At 62.6% G+C, this 22,235-nt stretch carries 20 protein-coding genes; 13 read left to right on the forward strand and 7 right to left on the reverse strand.

Features of this window, described 5'->3' with window-relative positions; translation table 11 throughout:
* Positions 1-159: 159 nt before the first annotated feature.
* From HPY64_08290 to HPY64_08320, 7 genes are all read right to left on the reverse strand, one after another.
* Positions 160-1,215 carry a LacI family DNA-binding transcriptional regulator gene (locus HPY64_08290; protein ID NPV67129.1) on the reverse strand — a complete coding sequence of 352 codons (1,056 nt, stop codon included), beginning with the start codon at positions 1,213-1,215 and terminating at the stop codon, positions 160-162.
* A gap of 185 nt (positions 1,216-1,400) precedes the next feature.
* On the reverse strand, positions 1,401-2,231 hold the full coding sequence (locus HPY64_08295; protein NPV67130.1) for a carbohydrate ABC transporter permease: 831 nt from the start codon (positions 2,229-2,231) through the stop codon (positions 1,401-1,403).
* Positions 2,232-2,286: 55 nt separating this feature from the next.
* Positions 2,287-3,267 (reverse strand): sugar ABC transporter permease, encoded by a 981-nt coding sequence (locus HPY64_08300; GenBank protein ID NPV67131.1) that lies wholly within the window; start codon positions 3,265-3,267, stop codon positions 2,287-2,289.
* A gap of 34 nt (positions 3,268-3,301) precedes the next feature.
* A complete protein-coding gene (locus HPY64_08305; protein ID NPV67132.1) occupies positions 3,302-4,567 on the reverse strand; it encodes an extracellular solute-binding protein in 1,266 nt (421 codons plus the stop codon).
* A 60-nt stretch (positions 4,568-4,627) separates the two neighbouring features.
* A complete protein-coding gene (locus HPY64_08310; protein ID NPV67133.1) occupies positions 4,628-5,548 on the reverse strand; it encodes a substrate-binding domain-containing protein in 921 nt (306 codons plus the stop codon).
* Positions 5,549-5,641: 93 nt separating this feature from the next.
* Positions 5,642-6,610 carry a ribose ABC transporter permease gene (gene rbsC, locus HPY64_08315; GenBank protein NPV67134.1) on the reverse strand — a complete coding sequence of 323 codons (969 nt, stop codon included), beginning with the start codon at positions 6,608-6,610 and terminating at the stop codon, positions 5,642-5,644.
* Complete coding sequence (locus HPY64_08320) at positions 6,585-8,129, reverse strand: sugar ABC transporter ATP-binding protein (GenBank protein NPV67135.1); 1,545 nt, start codon at positions 8,127-8,129, stop codon at positions 6,585-6,587. Before HPY64_08320 ends, rbsC begins: the two co-directional genes overlap by 26 nt.
* A gap of 219 nt (positions 8,130-8,348) precedes the next feature.
* Here HPY64_08320 and HPY64_08325 point away from each other — a divergent pair, with 219 nt between their 5' ends.
* The 13 genes from HPY64_08325 to cas4 all read left to right on the forward strand — a co-directional run bounded on the left by HPY64_08325 (position 8,349) and on the right by cas4 (position 22,224).
* Positions 8,349-9,092: an IclR family transcriptional regulator gene (locus tag HPY64_08325; GenBank protein ID NPV67136.1), complete on the forward strand. Its 744-nt coding sequence runs from the start codon at positions 8,349-8,351 to the stop codon at positions 9,090-9,092.
* 82 nt (positions 9,093-9,174) lie between these two features.
* A complete protein-coding gene (locus tag HPY64_08330; GenBank protein ID NPV67137.1) occupies positions 9,175-10,245 on the forward strand; it encodes a Gfo/Idh/MocA family oxidoreductase in 1,071 nt (356 codons plus the stop codon).
* 21 nt (positions 10,246-10,266) lie between these two features.
* Positions 10,267-12,066, forward strand: coding sequence for a thiamine pyrophosphate-binding protein (locus HPY64_08335; GenBank protein NPV67138.1), 1,800 nt, complete (start codon positions 10,267-10,269; stop codon positions 12,064-12,066).
* 39 nt (positions 12,067-12,105) lie between these two features.
* Positions 12,106-12,942 carry a transketolase gene (locus tag HPY64_08340; protein ID NPV67139.1) on the forward strand — a complete coding sequence of 279 codons (837 nt, stop codon included), beginning with the start codon at positions 12,106-12,108 and terminating at the stop codon, positions 12,940-12,942.
* Positions 12,942-13,892 (forward strand): transketolase family protein, encoded by a 951-nt coding sequence (locus tag HPY64_08345; GenBank protein ID NPV67140.1) that lies wholly within the window; start codon positions 12,942-12,944, stop codon positions 13,890-13,892. The genes HPY64_08340 and HPY64_08345 overlap by 1 nt, the downstream gene beginning before the upstream one ends.
* A gap of 43 nt (positions 13,893-13,935) precedes the next feature.
* On the forward strand, positions 13,936-14,562 hold the full coding sequence (locus HPY64_08350; protein NPV67141.1) for a ribose-5-phosphate isomerase: 627 nt from the start codon (positions 13,936-13,938) through the stop codon (positions 14,560-14,562).
* A 448-nt stretch (positions 14,563-15,010) separates the two neighbouring features.
* Positions 15,011-16,345: a type I-B CRISPR-associated protein Cas8b1/Cst1 gene (cas8a1, locus tag HPY64_08355; GenBank protein NPV67142.1), complete on the forward strand. Its 1,335-nt coding sequence runs from the start codon at positions 15,011-15,013 to the stop codon at positions 16,343-16,345.
* A complete protein-coding gene (cas7i, locus tag HPY64_08360; protein NPV67143.1) occupies positions 16,342-17,313 on the forward strand; it encodes a type I-B CRISPR-associated protein Cas7/Cst2/DevR in 972 nt (323 codons plus the stop codon). The genes cas8a1 and cas7i overlap by 4 nt, the downstream gene beginning before the upstream one ends.
* Positions 17,310-17,981, forward strand: coding sequence for a CRISPR-associated protein Cas5 (gene cas5 / locus HPY64_08365; protein ID NPV67144.1), 672 nt, complete (start codon positions 17,310-17,312; stop codon positions 17,979-17,981). The genes cas7i and cas5 overlap by 4 nt, the downstream gene beginning before the upstream one ends.
* A 20-nt stretch (positions 17,982-18,001) precedes the next feature.
* Positions 18,002-20,299: a CRISPR-associated helicase Cas3' gene (gene cas3, locus HPY64_08370; GenBank protein NPV67145.1), complete on the forward strand. Its 2,298-nt coding sequence runs from the start codon at positions 18,002-18,004 to the stop codon at positions 20,297-20,299.
* Between the two features lie 14 nt (positions 20,300-20,313).
* A complete protein-coding gene (cas1, locus tag HPY64_08375; GenBank protein NPV67146.1) occupies positions 20,314-21,348 on the forward strand; it encodes a CRISPR-associated endonuclease Cas1 in 1,035 nt (344 codons plus the stop codon).
* Positions 21,349-21,362: 14 nt separating this feature from the next.
* Positions 21,363-21,635: a CRISPR-associated endonuclease Cas2 gene (cas2, locus tag HPY64_08380; GenBank protein ID NPV67147.1), complete on the forward strand. Its 273-nt coding sequence runs from the start codon at positions 21,363-21,365 to the stop codon at positions 21,633-21,635.
* On the forward strand, positions 21,619-22,224 hold the full coding sequence (gene cas4 / locus HPY64_08385) for a CRISPR-associated protein Cas4 (protein NPV67148.1): 606 nt from the start codon (positions 21,619-21,621) through the stop codon (positions 22,222-22,224). The genes cas2 and cas4 overlap by 17 nt, the downstream gene beginning before the upstream one ends.
* The last annotated feature ends 11 nt before the right edge of the window (positions 22,225-22,235 follow it).

The following is a 22,235-nucleotide window of genomic DNA, read 5'->3' on the forward strand; positions in this document are numbered from 1 at the left end:
AGCAACGATTCCCGGCGTGGGACGCCGCGCAGCGCCTCATTGTCCTGGCGGGTGAAGGGTAGACCCTCCTCTTCAGCAAGACGCTTCCAGGCCTGAAAGTGGTATTCGGCGGTATCGGTGATGACGCCATCAAGGTCAAAGATGACGGCTTTGATCGCTTCAGACATGCGCTCTTTCCTGCTCGGCGGGCTGGTAGCCCAGGCTGGATTCCCGGATCACGAGTTTTGAGGGCAATAGAAGTTGCTGGCAGCCGGTCGTTTCGCCGCTCAGCTGGCTGACCAGCAGCCGCACAACATGCTGGCCGACCTCCCAGGCCGGCTGGCTGATCGATGTCAGGGCAGGCTTCAGGTAACGGGCCACTGGCGTGTCATCAAACCCGATCACGGCGATATCCCGGCCAACCGTCATGCCGCGTTCTTCGATGGCACGCATGGCCCCGATGGCGATCAGGTCCAGCATGGTGACGACAGCGGTAGGGCGCTGGGCGGGGGGCAGGGCCAGGAATTGCTGCATCGCCATGTAGCCAAAGTTGTAATCGCTCTCACCGCGCACGATCCACGCCGGGTCAACCGGTAGGCCGGCGGTTGCCATGGCCTGGAAGTACCCGGCCAGACGCTCATTCCCGACGCGGGAATACTCTGGCCAGGCCAGGGCGGCGATGCGCCTGTGGCCCTGGGCGAGCAGATGCTCGACAGCCTGTTGGACGCCAATACCGCCATCAACATCGACGTAGGCACTGGGAGGTTCGCTCTGGGTACGGCCAAAAGCCACGAGCGGCACCTGAAGCTTCTGCAGGATAGGGATGCGGGGATCGTTGTATTCGATGCCGGAGAGAATGAACCCATCGACGCGGCCGGTGATAACCAGATCGCGGTAAGTTTCTTCCTGCTCGGCCCCTTCGCCCTGAGGAAAGAGCAAAATGTGGTAGCCGTATTCTTCGGCTGCACAGACGATGCTCTGCTCGAATTCTTCCAGGATCGGGTTGAAATAGCCCTGGCGATCTGGTTGCCAGGAGTAGCCGATCAGATGGCTAGACTTGGCCCGAAGATTACGGGCGATGACGTTGGGGCGATAGCCCAGCTCTTCAACAGCTGCATAGATGCGTTCACGCACTTCGGGTGAGACCCGCATCTGGTTGCGGAGGACTTTGGAGACTGTCTGGTAGCTGACCCCCGCGCGCCGGGCGACGTCTTTGAGGGTAGCTTTGCTGGACATCGGACTTTCCCCCCACTTGCCACACAGGCGAACGTTCGCCTGGATTCATCGTATAACTGAATCTGTGCACTTGTCAAGTAGGTTGGAAGGAATCGATGGCGCAGCTAAAGCAGAAACGCGGCCCGCCTGGAGCCGCCATGATCGGCCTGCTTGGCTGATCACCGGACTGGTGCAGGGTAGCCGCTTTACCCTTTGACCGCGCCGAGGGTCAGGCCGCTGATGAAGTAGCGCTGGAAGAAGATGAAGATGAACAGGGTAGGGATGCTGGCAATGACGGACATCGCCCCCTGGACGCCCCAGGCCACCGAGTATTGCCCTTTGAGCGAGATCAGACCCACCATGATCGTCCGGCTGCTATCCGACTGGGTGAAGATCAGCGGCCACAGAAAGTCGTTCCAGATCCAGGTGAATTGCAGGGTGGCCAGCACTGCCAGCGCAGGCAGGCTGATCGGCAACATGACCCTGACCAGAATCTGGCCCTCGTTAGCGCCATCGATGATCGCCGCTTCCCGCAGCGCAGAAGGCACAGTGGCGAAGAAGTTGCGCGTGATCAGGGTGCAGATCGGCAGCCCGAAGGCCACGTGGACGATGATCATCGGCCACAGGGTGTTGTACAGGCCAACGGTGTTGAACAACCGGAACAGGGGCACCAGGACAATCTGGGGCGGGAAGAACATCCCGGCGACGATCAGGATGAACAGCGCCTCGCTGCCGCGGAAGGGAAGCTGGCTGAAGACATATCCCAGCAGCACACCGAGGGCGATGGAGAGCACAGTCGCCGGGATGGTCACCAGGAAGGAGTTGAGTGCGTAGGTGCGCACGTTGCCGTTGACCCAGGCTTCCTGGTAGTTGGCAAAGTTGAGTTGCGCTGGTACTGACCATAGCCCGCCCCGCGAGATCTCGGCGTCCGATTTGAAAGAGGTGATCAGCACGCCAATGCTGGGCATCGAATAGAGAATCACCAGGACAGTCAGCAGCAGGTAGAGCACAGCCTGAAGCACACGCCGCCGGGTCATCTCCCGCGCCGCCAGCCGATCCCATTCCTCCTGCGAGTAGCGATAGAGCGACAGGTCAGTCATACAGGTGCTCCAGCGCCCGAATCTGACGGAAATAGAAGGCGATGACGGTCACCGCAATCATGAAAAGCACGACCGAAATCGCACTGCCGTAACCCATGTAGTACTTCTTGAACGACTCGTGGTACATGAACATGGCCAGCGTGTCGGAGGAATGAAACGGCCCGCCGCCGGTCATGATGTACACAATGTCAAAGCTCTTGAGGGAGTTGATCACCGCCAGAGCCACAACTACCACCGTGGAAGGCTGCAGCAGCGGTACCACCACGTGGCGCAGGGTCTGCCAGTAGTTAGCGCCATCGATCTGGGCGGCGTCGGTCAATTCGGTTGGCACGGCGGTCAGCCCGGCCAGGAAGATGACCATTCCCAGGCCGAGCTGCTGCCAGACCCAGGCCAGAATCACCGAAGACAGGGCTGTGCCGGGGTCAGCTAACCAGGCGCGGGAGAGGTCTTCCAGGCCGATCCCATTCAGGGTCAGGTTGAGCAGTCCCCAGCGTGGTTGGTAAATCCAGATCCAGATCTGACCGATCACGGCCAGCGATAGGCAGATGGGCAGGTAGAACAGCGACTTGTACAGGTTAGCGCCGCGCATCCCCTCATGCAGGATCAGGGCCAGTCCTAGGCCACCCAGCACCGGCACGGTCAACGCGACCGCAATCCAGATCACTGTGTTTTTGATGGCGTTGCCAAAGAGCGGGTCGCTGAAGATGCGTTCGAAGTTACCCAGCCCGACAAAGTTGTACTCCGGGTTGAAGCCGTTCCAGTCGGTCAGGCTGAAAAAGAAGGAGTAGGCGAGCGGAGCGATGACGATCACCATGTACAGGATGAGTGGCAGCGCCAGGAAGCCAATCCGCCACAGCCATTGTGATCGAGCCACCGGGGACACTCCTTTTGTACCGCTGGTCTGGTACCGCCGGGGCGGGTTTCCCCTGCGGCACCAGCGCGTAAAGCTGGACAATGAGGGCAGGGGGAACATTCCCTGCCCTCATTGTAAACGAAGATGCGGGGCGTTAGCTGCCGCCGAAGACCTGGACGGCGACCGCCTGGGTTTCCTCCAGGTAGGTCTGGTAGCCAGCCGGATCGTTCATGAACTTGGCGAACAGGTCCAGCCCGCCTTCCGCCATTGGTGGGGTGGTCGCCAGGTCGTAGTTGAAGGCAAAGGTATCCGCGGCGGCCACGGTATCGGCAGCGCGGCTCATCACATCATTGTAGATCGAGGGATCAACGTTGACGTTCGGCGACAGGGCGCCCTGGCCTACAGCCCAGATGGCCTGCGCGTCGGTGTTGGTCAGCAGGTAGAGCAGCAGCTTCTGGGCGCTGATCGGGTGGGCGGCGTTGGCGGACATCACAAAGCCATCCACCGGGCCAACCACCGCGTTGGGCACACCCTCATCGATGGTCGGGAAGGGGAAGAAGTCATAGTTGGTGACCGGTTCCAGCCCCTGCCCATTCCAGTAACCGGTGATCCAGGTGCCCATCAGGGTCATGGCCGCTTCGCCGTTGGCCACCTGATCGGCGGCATCCGTCCAGTCATAGGCATTGGCGTCGGGAACGAAGTAGCCCTTGTCGACCAGTTCCTTCCACAACTCCATGACACGCACAACCTGCGGATCGGTGTAGGAGGCTTCGCCGGCCATCAGGGCAGCGCGGTATTCCGGCCCAGCGGTGCGCAGGAGCAGGTAGTCAAACCAGAACTGAGCTGGCCAACGGTTCATCGAACCGAGCGCGATAGGGGTAACGCCGGAGGCCAGCAGGGTATCGCACATGGCCTTGAACTCATCCCAGGTAGCCGGGAATTCGGTGATGCCCGCTGCTTCCATCACCGCCGGATTGTAGAAGAACCCGGCATAGTGATAGCCGAAGGGGATCAGGTAACGCGCTCCGTTGTAGAGCGTGGCGCCCTGGGCAATGGAGGCCGGGACGACCTCATCCAGGTTATTGGCGTTCCACAGCTCATCGATCGGGGCCAGCGCGCCGCTGTCCACCACGAACTGCACGCGCGCGCCCGCCCAGTAGGAGAACAGGTCAGGCAGGTCACCTCCAGCCGCCATCACCAGGATGGTTGTCTTGAAGTCCTCGTGACCGATCGGGTTATCGAAGATCGTGATGCCGGTCTCGTGCTGGAACTCCTGGAAGATCTGGTTGAGCGACTCGCGGCCCAGCGTACCGGTGAAGTAATGCATCACCGTGACGAAACTCTCGCCCTCCTGGGCCAGCGCCGGGAAGACACTGGCGATCAGGAGCACTGCGACCAACAGGACAGAAAGGCGTTTCATGTTTGGGACTCCTCCTGAAAAGAACTCCATACAACGGTCTTTAACGACAGCCCAGTTTCGCTACTGAGCCAGCGTTTCCTGCGTAATGAACTGCACCGGGATGGTGTTCTGCACCGGTACGGCAATGTCATGGGTGACTGCCCAGACCCCAAAGCGGGTTGCCCAGCGGCCCATATCGTAGACCGGGATGCGGATGGTCATTGCCAGCTTGCCCGCACGGACCGCTTCCAGCGCATCCGGGAGAGCATCGATGCCGGTGACGATCACATCGTCGCGGCCAGCGGCTTCCAGGGCGGCCAGGGCGCCCATGGCCATTTCGTCGTTGTAGCAGAAGACGGCATCGATGTCCGGCGTGGCCTGGAGGATGTTTTCCATCACAGTGAGGGCGGTAGCCCGGTCATATTCGGCGGTCTGCTGGGCGACGATCTCAATGCCCTCAGCGGCTTCGAAGACAGGGGTTGAGCCGGTCTTACGATTCTCCGAACTGGCAGCGCCGGGGATGCCCTCCAGCACAACAATGCGGCCTGTTCCGCCGAGGCGGTTGACCAGCCATTCAGCAGCCAGTTTGCCGATCAGGACGTTGTCAGTGCCGATGTGGCTGGTGACCAGCGAGGAGGGCACACCACGCTGCATGGTGATCACGGGGATGCCCGCCTGGGCGGCCTGTTCGACGACGCCGACCGCGCCATCCTGGGTGGCGTTGATGAGCAGAGCGTCGACGCCCGCGGCGATCAGGTCCTCAACATCTGAAATCTGCTTTTCGAGCTGGTCGTCCGCGCTGAGAACGGTGACCTGTGCGCCAAGCGCCTGCGCTTCAGCGACGACACCCTCGGCCAGATTCCGGTAGAAGGGGTTGCTCTGGGTGGAAACCGACAGCCCCAGTAGAACTGATTCCTGCGCTGCGGTGGCAGCGGGACCGGCCAGAGCGGTCAGCAGGAGCACAATGACAATGATCAACCCTAAATGTCGTGAGTGAAACATAGGTTCCCCCTTCGGCTGTAAGAATCGGTTTTTTAGTCGCACTCCCTGGGCGGGGTGGCATAAGACTAAAGTGGAGTGCTCAGACTGAGGCGTTCATGCGGCGCTGCTCGCACGAACCCGACGATCTACCAGGATAGCGATCAGGATGACGACACCCTTCGCTACGGGCTGGTAGTAGGCATTGACATTCAGCAGGTTGAGGCCGTTGGAGAGGATGCCGATGATCAGCGCGCCGATCAGCGTCCCGACGATGCCACCCCGGCCACCAGCCAAGCTGGTGCCTCCCAGAACGACCGCGGCGATGGCGTCCAGTTCGTCCCCTGAGCCGAGGTTGGGCTGGGCTGAGCCGAGTCTGCCGGTCAGGATCACCCCGGTGAGACCGGCCAGCAGACCGCTGATGGCATACGTGGCGGCTTTGATCAGGCGCACCCGCACACCCGACAGGCGCGCGGCTTCCTGGTTGCCGCCGATAGCGTAGACATAGCTGCCGAATGTCGTACGGTTAAGCACAAAATAGACGGCTACATACACCACGATCAGAATGACGATGGGGATCGGTAGAGGACCGATGACCCCCCGACCAAGGAAGCGAAAGTCGTTATCCATGGCCATAATGGGCGCGCCGTTCGTGTAGACCAGGGCGATGCCGCGCGCGATGGTCAATGTGCCCAGCGTGACGATAAATGGCGCAACATCGCCAACGGTGATGATCAGGCCGTTGGCCACACCGAAGGCAAGCCCGATGGCAATGCCAACCAGGACGGCTGCCAGTGGACTGCTCCCGGCCGCCAGTGTCCCGGCGCTGAACACGCTGCTGACCGCCAGCAGCGATCCCACGGAAAGATCAATGCCGCCGGTCAGGATGACCAGCGTCATCCCGGCGGCAACAATGGCGTTAAGCGAAGACTGGCGCACCACATTGATCAGGTTCTCGGAGGTCAAAAAGCGGGGAGTGAGCAGGGACAGCAGCAGGCAGATCAGGATCAGCACCACAATGGGTGCTACACTCCCGCCGATTCGGCGCCAATCGCGAGTCTCAGTCCGCAAACGCGCCGGAAGCATAACGAATGATGGTCTCCGCAGTGGCAGCATGCCGTTCGAATTGGGCGACAAGACGACCTCCGTAGACGACCACGACTCGATCACAAAGGCCAAGGAGTTCGGGTAGATCAGATGAGATCAGCAGGATGGCTTTTCCCTGTTCTACAAGCTGGCCGATGACGCGGTAGATTTCAGCACGGGCGCCCACGTCAACGCCGCGTGTTGGTTCATCCAGGATGAGCACATCACAGTGGCTGGCCAGCCACTTGGCCAGGATGACCTTTTGCTGGTTTCCTCCGCTCAGGGTGCGGACTACCTGAGCGATATGCTGAATCCGGATGTCGATCGCTTTGACCAGCGCTCTGACCATGTTCCGGATGTCAGCCCGCCTTACGACCATCGCACGGGCATATCTGGACAGCACGGGGAGGCTGATGTTATCGGCTACCGAACGCTCCAGGATCAGCCCCTGAGTCTTACGATCCTCAGGAACCATGCCGATCCCGGCCTCAATCGCCTGCCAGGTAGAATGGATGCGTACCAGGCGGCCACGGATTTCGATCCGGCCATAAGGCATGGGATCAGCGCCAAATATCTGGCGGGCCAGTTCCGTCCGCCCGGAACCCATCAGCCCGGCCAGCGCGACGATCTCCCCGGCACGGACGACCAGTTCGGCGTCGTGGGCGGTTCGGCCCGGCAGACCGCTGACACGCAAGACCACCTCACCCGGCTGGACCGGGTTCTTGGGGTATTGTTCGGTGATTTCCCGGCCAACCATCATCCGCACCAGGTCGTCGCGGGTCACGGCTGCTACGGGCCGCGTTCCGATCACCCGCCCATCGCGCAGGACGGTGACCCGATCGGCCAGCCTGAATACTTCCTCAAGCCGGTGAGAGATGTAGATGACGGTTACTCCCTGCTGGCGAAGCCGCCGGACGACCTCAAATAGATTGGCCGTCTCCTGTTCGCTGAGGGGGGCGGTAGGTTCATCCATGATGAGCAACCGCACACGCCGGGAGAGCGCCTTGGCGACTTCCACCAGCTGGCGTGCTGCGATGCCGAGATCGGCAACAAGTCGGGTGGGTGGGAGGTCAATCCCCAGCAGGTTAAGCAATTCCCGGCTGCGTTGATGCATGGTGCGGAAGTCGATGACTCCCTGCACAATTTGCGGCTCGTGACCCAGAAAGATGTTGCGTGCCACGCTGAGGTACGGCACCAGGTTCAGTTCCTGGTAAATCACGCTCACCCCGATGTGTTGCATACGCGCCGGGGTGGGCTGCTGAATACGCTGGCCGTCAAAGATGAGGTCGCCGCTGTCAGCCTGGTAAGCGCCGGAGAGGATTTTGATCAGGGTGGATTTGCCCGCCCCATTTTCGCCAATGAGGGCATGAATCTCGCCAGTCTGGACTTCGAAGTCCACGCTGTCCAGCGCGAGCACGCCCGGAAAGCGCTTGGAAACCTGGCTCATGCGTAACAGGCACGGTGAAGCTGCGCTGCCGGTGGTGGTATCCGGCGGGTGAGCTTGACCGGTGGTGTGCATCAGGTCGTTCATGGCTCGCTACCCTGACTGTATCTCGGCAAGCGCAGCCGTGCTGATAAAGAGACATAAACCGGGAATCTCCGGTGTCAGTCGTTGTTTATTGTACAACTGAGTTTCTGTATTGTCAACAACTATGGATTTTCGTTGACAGTCCGGTTCGGCTGTTGTATAATGCACAACGACTAGACCGGAAGCCGCTTACCAGTAAAAGGAACGATCTTGTCCGAGATCAAATCACTCGCACGCGGGCTGAAGCTGTTGGAGCGTCTGGCTTTGGCTGAAAATGGCGCCGGGATCACGGAATTAGCTGCCCAGCTTGACATCGACAAGAGCAGCGCCTCGCGGTTGGTGCAGACGCTGGCCAGCTACGGCTTTGCCGAACAGGACCCCGATACGCGCCGTTACCGGCTCGGCCCGCGCATCGTCACCCTCAGCCGCTATATGTTGACGCGCATGCCGCTCCGCGATGAGGCCAAGCCGTACCTGCGCCGCCTGGTGGAGCGGACCGGCGAGGGCGCCCACCTGGCCATCCTTTCCCAGGGGGGTGCTCTGTATATTGATCAGGTCGAATCGCCCGCTACCCTGCGGGCTACTACCGGCGTAGGCACTGTGGCCCCCCTGCATTGCACGGCCCTGGGCAAGGTGTTGCTGGCCTTTGACCCCAATGCCCGCATGCCGGATGAGCTGAAGGCCTACACGCCACGGACGATCACATCTCCAGAAACCTTGCGCATGCATCTGGAGCAGACCCGCCGCCAGGGCTATGCTATCGATGACGAGGAGTACGAATACGGCGTCCGCTGTGTAGCGGTGCCGGTGTTCGACTACCGGGGGAAGGCTGTCGGCGCGATCGGGATTTCCGGCCCGGCGGGCCGGATCAGCCTGGAACGCCTCCCTGAGCTGGCGGCGATCACCAAGCAAATCGGCCAGGAATTGACCGATCGGTTGAGCTTCCGGCCCTAGGTACCGGCCTAGGCAGGGCTGGAAGGCCGGTTATTCGTTGCTGGTTTACGCAACAGGGTTGCATAATAAGCAACATGGAGGCATTATGGATCAACTGCGAGTAGGCTTCATCGGTACTGGGCGCATCTCCGACCTGCACGCGCTGGGCTACCTGGGGGATGACCGGGCGCGCATCGTCGCGGTTTGCGACGTCAACGGGGAAGTAGCCCGCCAGCGCGGGCAGGCCTGGGGTGTCCCTGAAGATCGCATTTTTACCGATTACCGGGACCTGCTGGCGCTGCCGGATGTCGATCTTGTTGAGAATCTGTTGCCCCATCACCTCCATTACCAGTCTACGCTGGACATCGCCGCCGCCGGCAAGCACATCTCCCTGCAGAAGCCGATGGCGCTCACCGTGGCGCAGGCGGACGAGATGATCGCCGCGGCCAAACGGGCCGGGGTGATCTTCAAGGTGTTTGAGAACTTCATCTTCTATCCGCCCATTCAGCGGGCCAAGGCGCTGATCGATGCTGGCGAAATCGGCGATCCGCTGACCATTCGCATCAAGAGCAATTCCGGGATCAGTCCCAACGAGTGGGAAATCCCCGGGACGGCGTGGGCCTGGCGCTTCAACCGGGAGACGTGTGGCGGCGGCCCGCTCGTTTTTGATGACGGCCACCATAAGTTCTCGCTGGGCTGGTACTTTATGGGCGAAATTGCCGAAGAAGTCCACGCCTGGATTGGTGAGACCGAGTTCGCCCCCGGCCTGGTTCTCGATTCCCCGGCGGCAGTGACCTGGAAGTTCTCCAACAACCGTTTTGGCCTGTTTGAGGCGGTTCGTTCGCCGGAGCTGGTTATGGATACCAACCACTACGCGCAGGACGACCGGATCGAAATCACCGGCACTAAAGGCGTGATCTGGATCACCCGCGGCCATGGCAAGATGCTGGACATCCCGCCGGTGATCCTCTATCGCGACCGGCAGACGCGCGCTTTCTCTGATATGCCCGTAGGCTGGGAACACAGCTTCATCAATTCGACGCGCCACTTCATCGATGCCTATTTCAAGGGTGAGCCGCCCAGCCTGACCGCTGAACAGGGGCGGGAAATCCTGCGCTTTGCGCTGGCCGCTCAAGAGTCTGCACGGACTGGCCGTGCTGTGTCGTTGAAGTAAGCCCGGAAGGCGGGTGGAACTATGAGACTGACAGGCGCAGAAATCGTCGCCGAGATGCTGATCCGGGAGGGCGTCCCCTATGCGATCGGTATCGGCGGCCACGGCAACCTTCCGCTGCTCGATGCGTTCCGGCAGCGACGGGATCGAATCCGGGTGATCATGCCCCGCCATGAGCAGGCGGCTGTCCATATGGCGGATGGCTACTACCGGGTCAAGGGGCAGCCGCTGGCAGTTTTTACCTCTATCGGCGCAGGCGCTTCCAATACCGCCATTGGTCTGGCAACCGCCTATGTTGATTCCATCCCCTTGCTGTTGCTGATCGGGGAAACGCATACCTATATGCGCGGCGTTGGCGTACTGCAGGAGATCGAACGCCAGCGCTGGTCTGATCTGCCACGTATGCTGGAGCCGGCCGTCAAGCGGAGCTGGCACATCGACAGCGCGGTCCAGTTGCCGCGGGCGGTGGCCCAGGCCTTTAACGCCATGTGCACCGGGCGGCCCGGCCCAACCCTGATCACGTTGCCGATGGATGTGCAGGCCGATACGGTCGAAGTCGATGCGCTGAATCCAGCGGCCCGGCGGCCTCATGACCGTCCAGCGGGCGACCCGGCGGTGATCCGGCAGGCGGCAGAATTGTTGCTACAGGCCAGGCGGCCCGTCATTGTGGCGGGCGGCGGGGTGATCCTCGCTGGGGCGGAGGCCGAACTCCTGGCCCTGGCGGAACATGTCGGGGCCTGTGTAGTAACGACTATGCAGGGCAAGAGCGCCTTCCCGGAGCAACATCCCCTGTACGCCTGGCATATGGGCACCAATGCCACCACCTGTGGCAACCATATGACGGTCAACGCGGATGTCATCCTGGCGGTCGGGGTGCGTTTTGCTGACAAGGCGACCTGCTCCTACCGGCCCGGCCAATCGTTCAGCATCCCGCCCACCCGGCTGATTCATGTCGATATCGATCCGTTCGAGATCGGCAAGAATTACCCGGTGGAGTACGGCATTGTGGGGGACGCTAAGGCTGTGCTGGCCGGATTGGTGGCGGCGGTCAGGGAGGTTGCGCTGCCCCGCCCCTGGCAGGACTCTCCTTACACGCGCGAAATCGCCAAGCAGGTTCAGGCCTGGTTCGCCAGCAACCGCGACCTGCGTGAAGCAGATACGACTCCGGTGACGATGGGGCGGGTGATAACCGAGGTGCGCAGGGTCTTGCCCCAGGAGGGCATCGTACTGACCTCTTCCGGTAACATCCAGGCGCAGGTGTTCCAGGAGATGCCCTTCAGCCAGCCGCGCACATACATCTCGGCGGGCGGTTTCAGCACCATGGGCTGGTCGTACCCGGCGGCGCTGGGCGCCAAGCTGGCCGCGCCAGAAAAGCCGGTCGTGGCCATGGTGGGCGACGGCGACTTCCTGATGACCTTTCAGGAGGTGGCTACCGCCGTGCAGTACAACATCCCGGTTGTGGCGGTGGTGCTGAATAACGTGGGCTGGCAGGCTATCCGCGACCTGCAGAAGATCGCCTTCGCTGATGATGCGGACTATGCCACGATGTTCGAGCAGGATGGCCAGCCGATCACGCCGCATATCGCCAACGCTGCAGCGGCTTTCGGAGCCTATGCGGTGCGGATCAGCCGCCCGGATGAAGTCGCGCCGGCACTGCGTGAAGCGCTGGCCGCCAACCGGCCGGCTGTCGTGGAAGTGATGGTCGATACCCGCTTCGGGACTTCCGGTGGGCTGGCGCCTGGCTGGTGGGATGTGCCTATTCCGGAATACTACCGGGATCGCTATGAAGCCTATGTGCAGGCCCGGCGCGAAGAGCGCGTGTAACGGGCGGCTAGCAGGCCCAATGGGAAAGAGGTAGCTGGCATGCATGCGCATACCGACAGTCTGATCAGCGAGTTGCAGGAGCGGGCGCGCCAGATCCGCCTGGATACGCTGGATATGGTCTACCGACGCCAGGCGGGCCACCCCGGCGGATCGTTCTCAGCGGCGGAAATCCTGGCGGCGCTGTACTTTCACCATCTCAAGATTGACCCGACAAATCCCCGCTGGCCGGAGCGCGACCGCTTCATCCTGAGCAAAGGTCATGCCGCCGCGGCGCTCTACGCGGCGCTGGCCCGGCGCGGTTACTTCCCGGTGGAAGACCTGGCAAAATGGGGGCACCTGGACGGTCACCTGCAGGGGCACCCGGATCGCGTCAAGACGCCTGGCGTGGAGATGTCTTCCGGCTTTCTGGGGCATGGGTTGTCGGTTGCGGTGGGGATGGCCCTGGCGCAGCGTCTGGGTGGACCGCGTTACCACATCTATGTCCTGATGAGCGATGGCTGTATGCAGTCCGGGGTCGCCTGGGAAGGGGCACTGGCGGCGGCCAAGTATCGCTGCCATGAGGTCACGGTGATCATGGACTACAACGATGTGCAGCTGGACGGCGCAGCTCATGACATCATGCCGCTGGAGCCGCTGATCGATAAATGGAAAGCCTTCGGTTTCGCTGTGCTGGAGATCAACGGGCATAACCTCCGACAGGTTCTGGATGCACTGGATGAAGCCCTGGAAATCCACAGTATGCCGACGGTGATCCTGGCACATACCACCAAGGGCAAAGGGGTTTCCTTTATGGAAAACACGGCGCTGTGGCATGGCGCGGTCCCCAACAGCGAGCAGTACGCCCAGGCCCGCGCTGAGTTACTGGGGGGAGTATGATGGCTGAAGTACCACAACGCCAGGCTTACGGCATGGCTCTTGCTGAATACGGGGATGTGAATCCGGATGTCGTCGTCCTCGACGCCGATGTATCGTCCTCCACGCTGACCAAATACTTCGCCGATCGCCATCCATCCCGCTTTTTCAACCTGGGGGTTACGGAAGCGTCGATGGTCAATGTGGGGGTGGGGCTGGCGCTGAGCGGCAGGATTCCCTTCGTGAACACCTTCGCTGCCCTTTTGACCCTGCGCGCCTGCGAGCAGATCCGCACCTGTGTGGCCTATGCCAACGCCAACGTCAAGCTGATCGGCGGTTACGCCGGGCTATCTGACTACAAAGACGGGCCAACGCATTTCGCCATCAACGATGTCGCCCTGATGCGCGCCATGCCCAATGTTGTGGTCATCGCACCAGCGGATAACATCGAAGCGGCGCGGATGGTGCGGGCTATCGCCGAGCATGAAGGCCCGGTATATATGCGGATCAGCCGGGCAGCAGTGCCCGACGTGTTCGGCCCGGATCATCAGGTGCACATCGGCAAAGGGATCATGCTGCGGTCCGGCAACGATGTGACCATCATCGGGTCGGGCAGTATGATGGGGCGGTGCGTCCGGGCGGCGGATCAACTGGTGGCGGAGGGGGTGAGCGTCCGCTTGCTGAACATCCACACCCTCAAGCCGCTGGATGTTGACCTGATCTGCCAGGCCGCCGAGGAAACTGGCGCCTTGGTGACGGCGGAGGATCACAGCGTCATCGGCGGGCTGGGCGGGGCAGTGGCCGAGGCGCTTGGCCGCTGTTGCCCGGCGGTGCTGGAATATGTCGGGTTGCAGGATACCTTTGCTGGTACCGGGCTGGACACTGAATCATTGATGGATGCCTGGGGGCTTGCGGTGCAGGATATCGTGAATGCAGCGCGGCGGGCCATGGAGCGCAAGGCCCGGCGCCGCTGATCCCGCTTATCATCGTCCTGGCAGTCGTTGAAGGAGCGTCACCATGCGAATCGCCGTGATCAATGAAACCAGCGCCGCCGACAGGAACGCCGACATTCTGGCCGCACTGGAAGGCCGCGGGCACACCATCATCAACGCCGGGATGGTCAGGAACGGGGCCAAACCGGAACTGACCTACATCCACACCGGACTGTACGCCGCTATGCTCCTCAACCTGGGCCGGGTGGACTTCGTCGTCGGCGGGTGCGGGACGGGACAGGGTTTTCTGAACGCTGTGATGCAGTACCCCGGCGTGGTCTGTGGACATATCCTGAACTCGCTGGATGCGTGGTTGTTCGCCCAGATCAACGGCGGCAACTGCATCTCACTGGCGCTGAATCAGGGCTATGGCTGGGCGGCGGATGTCAACCTGCGCTTCATCTTCGACCAGCTGTTCAGCGTCGAGCCCGGCGGCGGCTACCCACCGCACCGCCGCGAATCGCAGCAGGAATCGCGGCGGATTCTGGCCAGCGTGTCAGCGGCAACCCACCGGCCCTTTGCCGAGATCATCGCGCTGCTGCCCGATTTGGTGATCAAGCCGGTGCTGGAGTTTCCCGGCGCGGCGGCGCTGATCGACGTCGATTCGATCGCGGATGTCGATCTTCGTGCGGCGCTGCGGCAACGGATGTAAAGAGGCAGGAGGCTGGGAGGCCAGAGGCAAGAGACCAGAGGCAAGCCGCCTGACTGCGGAAGCAGGGTAGGGTGGTTCGCACAGGAGGCGCGCCCGATGGCGCGCCTCTTTTGATTCCGTGTCGGGCTGTAACCTTCCCCCGATTTTTTGGATACAAGCAATTTTGTAGGCTGAAGCCATCGGGAGGGAGTCATAGACAGACGATATCTCGGATATACCCGCGGGAGCTCAAGCTGGAGGCGCTGGGGTTGCTGAAGCACAGCGGCGGGTGGAGGCCGGGAAGCGCCCGCACGTCTTGCCGTCCGCTGACCGTAGCGCTACCAGCGGTCGATGAATCGTTTGTTGGTGGTTACGCTTCCCGCGGAAAGTTAAGTATCAATACTCATGACAGCGGATGAATCCTTGCCTAGACTGGCGGCATGAGTGTGATAGGAGGGAAGACGGTGCCATGCTTACCTACACAGGCCACGCGCTGGTCGACGTCGGGATTGCGGCGCTCACCGCGCTGGCCCGGCGCGACCGCCCAGAAGAGCTGGCCCCCGACGATCTCGAACGCGCTGCCGACCAACTAGAGGCGCTCTACACCCGCCCGGGGCCGATGCGAAACCTGGCCCGCGGGATGGTCTTCCATAATGCGGGTTATACCTCCAGCCCGGACGCGCAGAAGCAACGGGCCTACGCCGACCGCGTGCTGCGCTCCTGGCGTCCCGGAACGCCGGCGTTGGCGGGGGAAAGTTGCCTGTTCTGCGGACGGCCGGCGGCATACCGTGCCTCCCGGCAGGAGGTGCCGTTGCTCAACGGGCTGGCGGTCTTCAATTTCTCTCCGGCGGGGCGGGCCGGAATCCCCATCTGCGGCCTGTGCTCGTTGGCGTTTCAGGCCTTACCGCTGGGCTGTGTCAAGTCCGGCAGCGGGCTGATCGCCGCCCACAGTTCGGATGAGCGGCTCACCTTCCAGCTGGCCCGGGAAGCAGTCCGGCGCATGGAAAAGGCGCTCAGCCTGCCTGAGGCGGAAGGCATCCCTAGTTATCGCTATGAGCGTACCAGGCTAGTGGAGATGCTGATTGGCTGGCTGGCCAGCGTCGAGCGTGTCAGCCGGCAGACGGGCGAAGCGCCCTCGATGACCGGCTATGTTTTCACTAATGCCGGGCAGGCGCCAAGGATCAGACTCTATCCGTTTTCTTCGGCGGTGGTGAGTTTTTTACGGCGGGTGATGAACAACCCTGATGCCACACTCACCGAAGCCTGGTGCCGCGCCGTGGCCGGCGCCTGGGAATCTGCCGCTGGTGTGGATGACCCGGCCATGCAGCGCAACCGGCTCTATGAGGCAATCGTCAACTTGCCGGATAACGCACGGTCAGTGCTCCGGAACTACCTCTTCCCCACCCGGCACTGGGGGCTGGTGGTCCTGTTTTTAACCAAGGTGATGGCTATGGAACCCGAACGAATCGCCCTGTTACGCCGTATTGCCGAGCGCCTAGCCGGATACATCCGGGATCGGCGCGCCTTCTTCTTTCAGTTTTCGCGGACCAACGAGTTCAGTAAGTGGCGGCGGTTGTTGCTGCGCGCCGCCGATGATCACATGCGACAGACGGGCCAGCCGTTGATCACATTTGATGAATTCGTCCAGGTGTTTACCGCCCCGCCCGGCGAGATCAACGACTGGCGTCTGGCCCGCGACCTGATCACGCTGGCGTTGATTGAGATGCGGGCAGTCACCGTGGCGGATGACGAACCACTTTTTGAGGAAGATGCTGAGGATTTTGACGAGGAGAGTGAAGCATGACTTTTCTAACCGCAACGTATGCTATTTACGCTCCGGCTTCAGCCCTGAACAACGGTGAAGCTGAGGAGACCAAAGCGCTGGTCAAGGCGATTCGCGTGCAGCAGCGCGAATATCCTTACGTCTCAGCGCAGTCCCTGCGCTACTGGCTGCGCGAGACGCTGCGGCGCTACGATCCGGAATGGCAGGCTGCGCCGGTCTATCGGGGCAAGGGCAGCAAGCAGCAGGCTTTCACCGAAGGCGATCCGATCACCTACTGGGATGACGACCTGTTTGGCTACATGCGGGCAGAGAAAGACAATGCCCTCACCCGCATCGCCCCCTTCCGCACCAGCACGCTGGTGGCTGCTGCGCCGGTGGAGATCGTCGATGATTTCGGGGTGATGGCCCGCCTGGAGGGCAACCCCGTGCTGCACGGGCATGAGTTCTACCGGGCCACGCTGGTGGGCACGTTTGCCATCGATCTATCCGCTGTGGGCACATTCACCGACCGTGATCGCAGCGGCTACCGTAACCTGAGCGAGGAACAGAAAGCCACCGCCGAGCAACTCGGCCTCGAATACCTGCCTGAGGCGCAGGCTTACCGCCTGCCGTTGGAGATGCGCCACAGACGTGTGGCCAGCCTGCTGCGGGCGCTGGCCCGCCTGGAGGGCGGCGCCAAGCAGACGCTGCACCATACTGATGTCTCCCCGGCGTTTGTGTGCATGGCGGTTCTCAAAGGCGGCAACAACCCGTTCATGAATATCGTTGCGCCGACGCCGCAACCGGCCCTGCACGAAGCGGCATTACAGGAAGCTCTGGATTCCTACCGCGATGAGTTCCTTTCCGAGGTATTTGTTGGTCTGCGGCAGGGAATCATGGATGGCGCCTACGAAGTTCTGGCGCGGCTCAACCTGCGCCCGCGCCATCCGCGTCAGGCGTTTGAGGCGGTCATCGCGGCTCTGCAGGCCCATCCGGAGTGGTATGCATGAACACCGGGATGATGCAGGCCCTGCGCATCGAAGTCGAAGGGCCGGTGACGTCCTTCCGCTATCCTTACTTCGTGCAGGGTGAACAGCCGACCTACGAGATGCCGCCCCCGGCCACCCTGTACGGCCATGTCTGTAGCGCCCTGGGTGCTCAGGTGCCGCCGGGGACGTTTCGGGTCGCCCTGTGCTTCACCTATACAGCGTCATTTACCGATTACGAGCACACCCACCTCTTCGGGCGGGAGACCAAACTCTCGCCCTTCCGGCGGCATCTACTGTTCCAGCCCCGCCTGATCCTGTACCTGGATCGTCCGGAGTGGGCGGACGCCTTCCGGCGTCCGCGCTATCTGGTGACGCTGGGGCGCTCGCAGGACTTGATGCACTACCGGCGCGTTAGCGTGGTGACGCTGCAGGCCGCCCGGCAGGCCTATGTCGAGCATACCCTGCTCCCGCTGGAAAGCGCTATCAGCGTGGGAGCGATGGTGGCCGTCACCATGCCCCGCTATATCACGCCCGATCGCCGGGTGAGCTGGGGGCAATACGCTATGGTCAGGCAGCGGCAGATGGTCGCCGGCAATGGTGACTCACTGTGGGTCGACCCGGAGACCGACCCCTGGCGCGGGGTCAGGCGGGCCGTGATCTGGCTGACCTACCCGGTCTCACCTTCCTGATCTCTGGAGGTACGCAGCACATGACCAGGACACCGCCGGGCGGGACACCGCCCGGCCAGTTTTCCACAGCGCTTGACCGCTTTCTGGCCCGGCCAGGCGAGACGCTGACCGATCACACCCTGCGAACAGTCGAGCGCATCCGGGCGTTGGAGCGGCTGCGCCCGCTACCGGAATATCCCCGCCTTTGGGAGCGCTTGCGCTGGGCGGCGCTATTGCATGATGGCGGCAAGCTGGCCGCTGGCTTTCAGCGCAGCCTGCGCTCCCCCCGGCGACACCGCTGGGGCCTGCGCCACGAGGTGCTCTCGCTGGCCTTCATCGACTGGTTCCCCTTCCAGCCAGACGACCGGCGCTGGATCATTGCCGCCATCGCCACCCACCACCGGGACGCCGGGCGCATCCTTGAGGCGTACAGCCAGGGCGTCGATGCCCCAGATGACGACCTGGCCAGCGTCCTGCTGGCCGAACTGACGCCGGAAGCGGCCCGCGCCTGGTATGACTGGCTGCGCGCCACGGCTGCCGGGCTGGACCCGGCCATGACGCTGCGGCCATTCGCCATGCCAACCGCGGCGACCATTCACACCGCCCTGGACGAACTGGAGCAGTGGTACACCGGGTTTGAGCAGCGTCGTGCGCAGCATCCGGATTGCCTTGAGGGAATCCTGCTGCGCGGTGGGATGTTGCTGGCTGACCATGCCGCCTCAGCGCAGACGCGGTCCTTCACCCCAGTGCGGATCGAGCAGGCACGCCTGGACGCCGTCATGCGCGGGCAGCCCTTTCCCCACCAGCTAGCCTGCCGGGCCGCTGCCGGGCAATCACTCCTGCTGGTTGCGCCGACCGGCTCCGGCAAGACTGAGGCGGCGCTGAGCTGGGCCGCCGCGGATTCGCCGCCGCGCCTGTATTACCTGCTCCCCTACCGGGTCAGCATGGATGCCATGCGGCAACGCCTGAGCTGCCTGATGGATGCCGCGGATGTTGGCCTGCAACATGGCCGCGCCCTGCAATCGCTGTACCAGACGCTGCTCGCCGAGGGGCAGAGCGCTGACCAGGCGGCACAGGAGGCAGAAGCGCGGCTGGCGATCGCCCGCCTGCACGCCTATCCGGCCCGCGTGTTCAGCCCGTACCACTTGCTGCGGGCCATGTACCAGTTCAAAGGGTACGAGGCTGAACTGGCTGATGCCGCCGGTAGCCGCCTGATCGTGGATGAGATTCACGCCTACGATCCGGAACGGCTGGCCTTGATCATCGCTATGCTGGGTTTCTTGCGCCGCCAGCTGGGTGTACAGATTCTGATCATGACAGCCACGCTGCCCTCCCTGATCGCCGACGCCCTGCAGGCAGAACTGCCTGACCTGCTGCGCATTGAAGCCGATGCAGCGATGTACGCCCGTTTTCAGCGTCATGTCCTCCAGGTGCAGCCCGGTGACCTGATCGACGCACTCCCGGCTATTGTTGCTGCACAGCGGGCCGGGCAGGCGGTGTTGACGGTGGTCAATACAGTGCGCCGGGCGCGGGAGATCGCCAAACAGCTGACCGCCCTGGGGGCTGATGTCCTGCTGTTGCACAGCCGCTTCACCGCCCGCGACCGCTGGCACCAGGAACAGAAGCTGCTGGCGCTTTTTGGGGCAGGCCAGCGCGCTGCCCCACCCCTGCCGATCGTCGTGGCGACCCAGGTTATCGAGGTCAGCCTGGACCTGGATTTCGATGTCCTGTACAGCGACCCTGCTCCCCTTGACGCCCTGTTCCAGCGCTTTGGGCGCGTTAACCGGCGGGGGACACGCCCGGCGCTGGCCCCGGTGCACATCTTCAGCAAGCTAACCGGCGTCGAGGATCGCCATCCCATCTACGATCCGGCTCTGGTTCAGGCCAGCCTGGATATCCTGCGCGTTCATGATGGCCAGCCAGTGAACGAAGCACATGTTGCCGTCTGGCTGGACGCCGCCTACCGCGGTGAGATCGCCGCCGCCTGGCGCCAGCGCTACCACGACAAACGCGCCGAGTTCCAGCGCGCGGTGCTTGAAGACCTGATCCCCTTCCGCTCCGCCGATGAGGGGCTGGTGCACAACTTCACCACCCTCTTTGACGACATTGATGCCCTGCCGCTGGAACTGGAAGAAGAATATCGAACACTGGCCGAGAGCGACCCGATCGCCGCTTCGATGCTGTTCGTCCCGCTGGCCTACTGGCAATACAAAATGCTGGAACGCCAGGGGCGCGCCTGGCCCGGCGAGTCGGAGCGTGGAGAGCGTCCGCTCCATTATATCGACGTCCCTTATGACTCGCGCTCTGGCCTTCAGCTTGAGGACGACCCCACCAGTTGAAAGGAGTCCTGCCCATGCCTATTGTCCGCTACCTCCGTGCTGACCAGTTTGGCTCCCACATTGGCAAGTATTCCGAGCGGTTGAAACTGACCCAGGGCGGTCAGACCCTGGCCCAGGCTCCCCTGTTGCATCTGCAGGGGGTGACCATCGCTAACATGGGCGTTAGCATCTCTGCGGATGCTATCGCTGCCTGCTGTGAACGAGGCATCCCCATCGTGTTCATGGATGCCCACGGGGAGGTCTACGCGAGTCTGTACGCCGCCGGGCTGGTAGGTACCGTCCTCACCCGCCGCGCCCAGTTGCTGGCCTACACCGATACGCGCGGTTTTGCCCTGGCCACCGCTATCGGCGCGGCCAAAGTCAACAATCAGGCGGCCACGCTTCGTTACTGGGCCAGGCTACGCCGGGAAAACGCCCCCGAGCAGGCCACCGCGCTGCTGGAAGGGGCTGACCAGGCCGCTGCTTTCGCCGATCGCATCGCCGCTCTATCCCCGGCTCCATTGGAGGAGGCGCGGGACATCATCATGGGGCTGGAGGGTAACGCTGCCCGCCTCTACTGGGCCGGCGCGGCCCTGATGATTCCTGAATCCTATGGCTGGCCGGGCCGGGTGGGGCGCGGTGCGGTCGACCCCATCAACAGCCTGCTCAACTATGGCTACGGCATCCTGTACGCCGAGGTCGAACGGGCAATCATCCTGGCTGGCCTGGACCCGTATGCCGGTTTTATCCATGCTGATCGCCCCGGCAAGCCCAGCCTGGTGCTCGATCTGATCGAGGAATTCCGCCAGATCGCTGTTGATCGGCCTGTGATCGGTCTGGCGGCCCGTCGCTACGCTGTCCCGATGGACGACCGCGGGCGGCTGACCGATGAGGTACGCCGCGATTTCGCCGACAAGATCGTCGCCCACCTGGATACCCCCGTGCGCGACTCGGCCCAGACCGGAGACCGCCTGCCCATCCGCTACCTGATCCAGAACCAGGCCCGCCAGCTGGCTACCTTCTTGCGTGGCGAACGCGATGCCTACCGTCCCTTTGTGGCTGAAAGCTGAAGGAGGCCCGCCCGATGCCCATCGTCCTGCTCTACGATATCTCCAACGACCGCATCCGCTTGAAGGTAGCCGACGAATGCCTGAACTTCGGCCTGGACCGCACCCAGTATAGCGCCTTCATCGGCGAGCTTTCCCGCAACCATCAGGAGACGCTGATGCTCAAGCTAACCAAACTGCTCGGCGACGCCCCCGGCGCCCTGCTGCTGGTGCCGGTCAGTGGGTCGGACTGGGAGCGGCGGTTTGAAGTTCGCAATGAAGGGGAGGCGCCGGATGCCCCTGATACTTGAGGCGGAGGAAGTGCCCGCCGATACCCTGACTGTCACCGACCTCAAGCAACACGCGCACTGCCCGCGCTTCACCTTTTTTGAGCACTGCTGGCCAGATGTCCGCCCCCGCACCTACAAGATGGACGCCGGGGAAGAAGCCCACGCCCGCGAGCGGGAACGCGCCCGGCGGCGGACACTGGCCGCCTACGGCCTGCCCGCCGGGGAACGGCTGTTCAACGTCCGCGTGGCTTGCCCGGAATTGCGGCTGCGCGGGGAGATCGACGAGCTGGTGATCACACCGGAGGGTCTCTACCTTCCCGTTGATTATAAGCTTTCCACGCGGGTGACTGAATCATTCCAGGTGCAGGTGGCCGCCTATGCGCTGCTGGTCGAAGCGCAGTACAATACCTGTGTGACGCAGGGGTATGTCTACCTGATTACGCCGCGCACCCTGCACCCGGTAGCGATCACTGAGGCACGGCGGGAAGATGTCCGGCGGCGGGTGGAGGCCATCCGGGCGATTGTGGCTGGCGAGCAGATGCCCCCGCCGCCATCGACGCGGGCCAGATGCCGGGATTGTGAGTTCCGCCGTTTTTGCAACGATGGCTGAAAAGAGCCGCC

The sequence above is a fragment of the Anaerolineae bacterium genome (assembly GCA_013178165.1).
Taxonomy (GTDB): domain Bacteria; phylum Chloroflexota; class Anaerolineae; order Aggregatilineales; family Ch27; genus Ch27.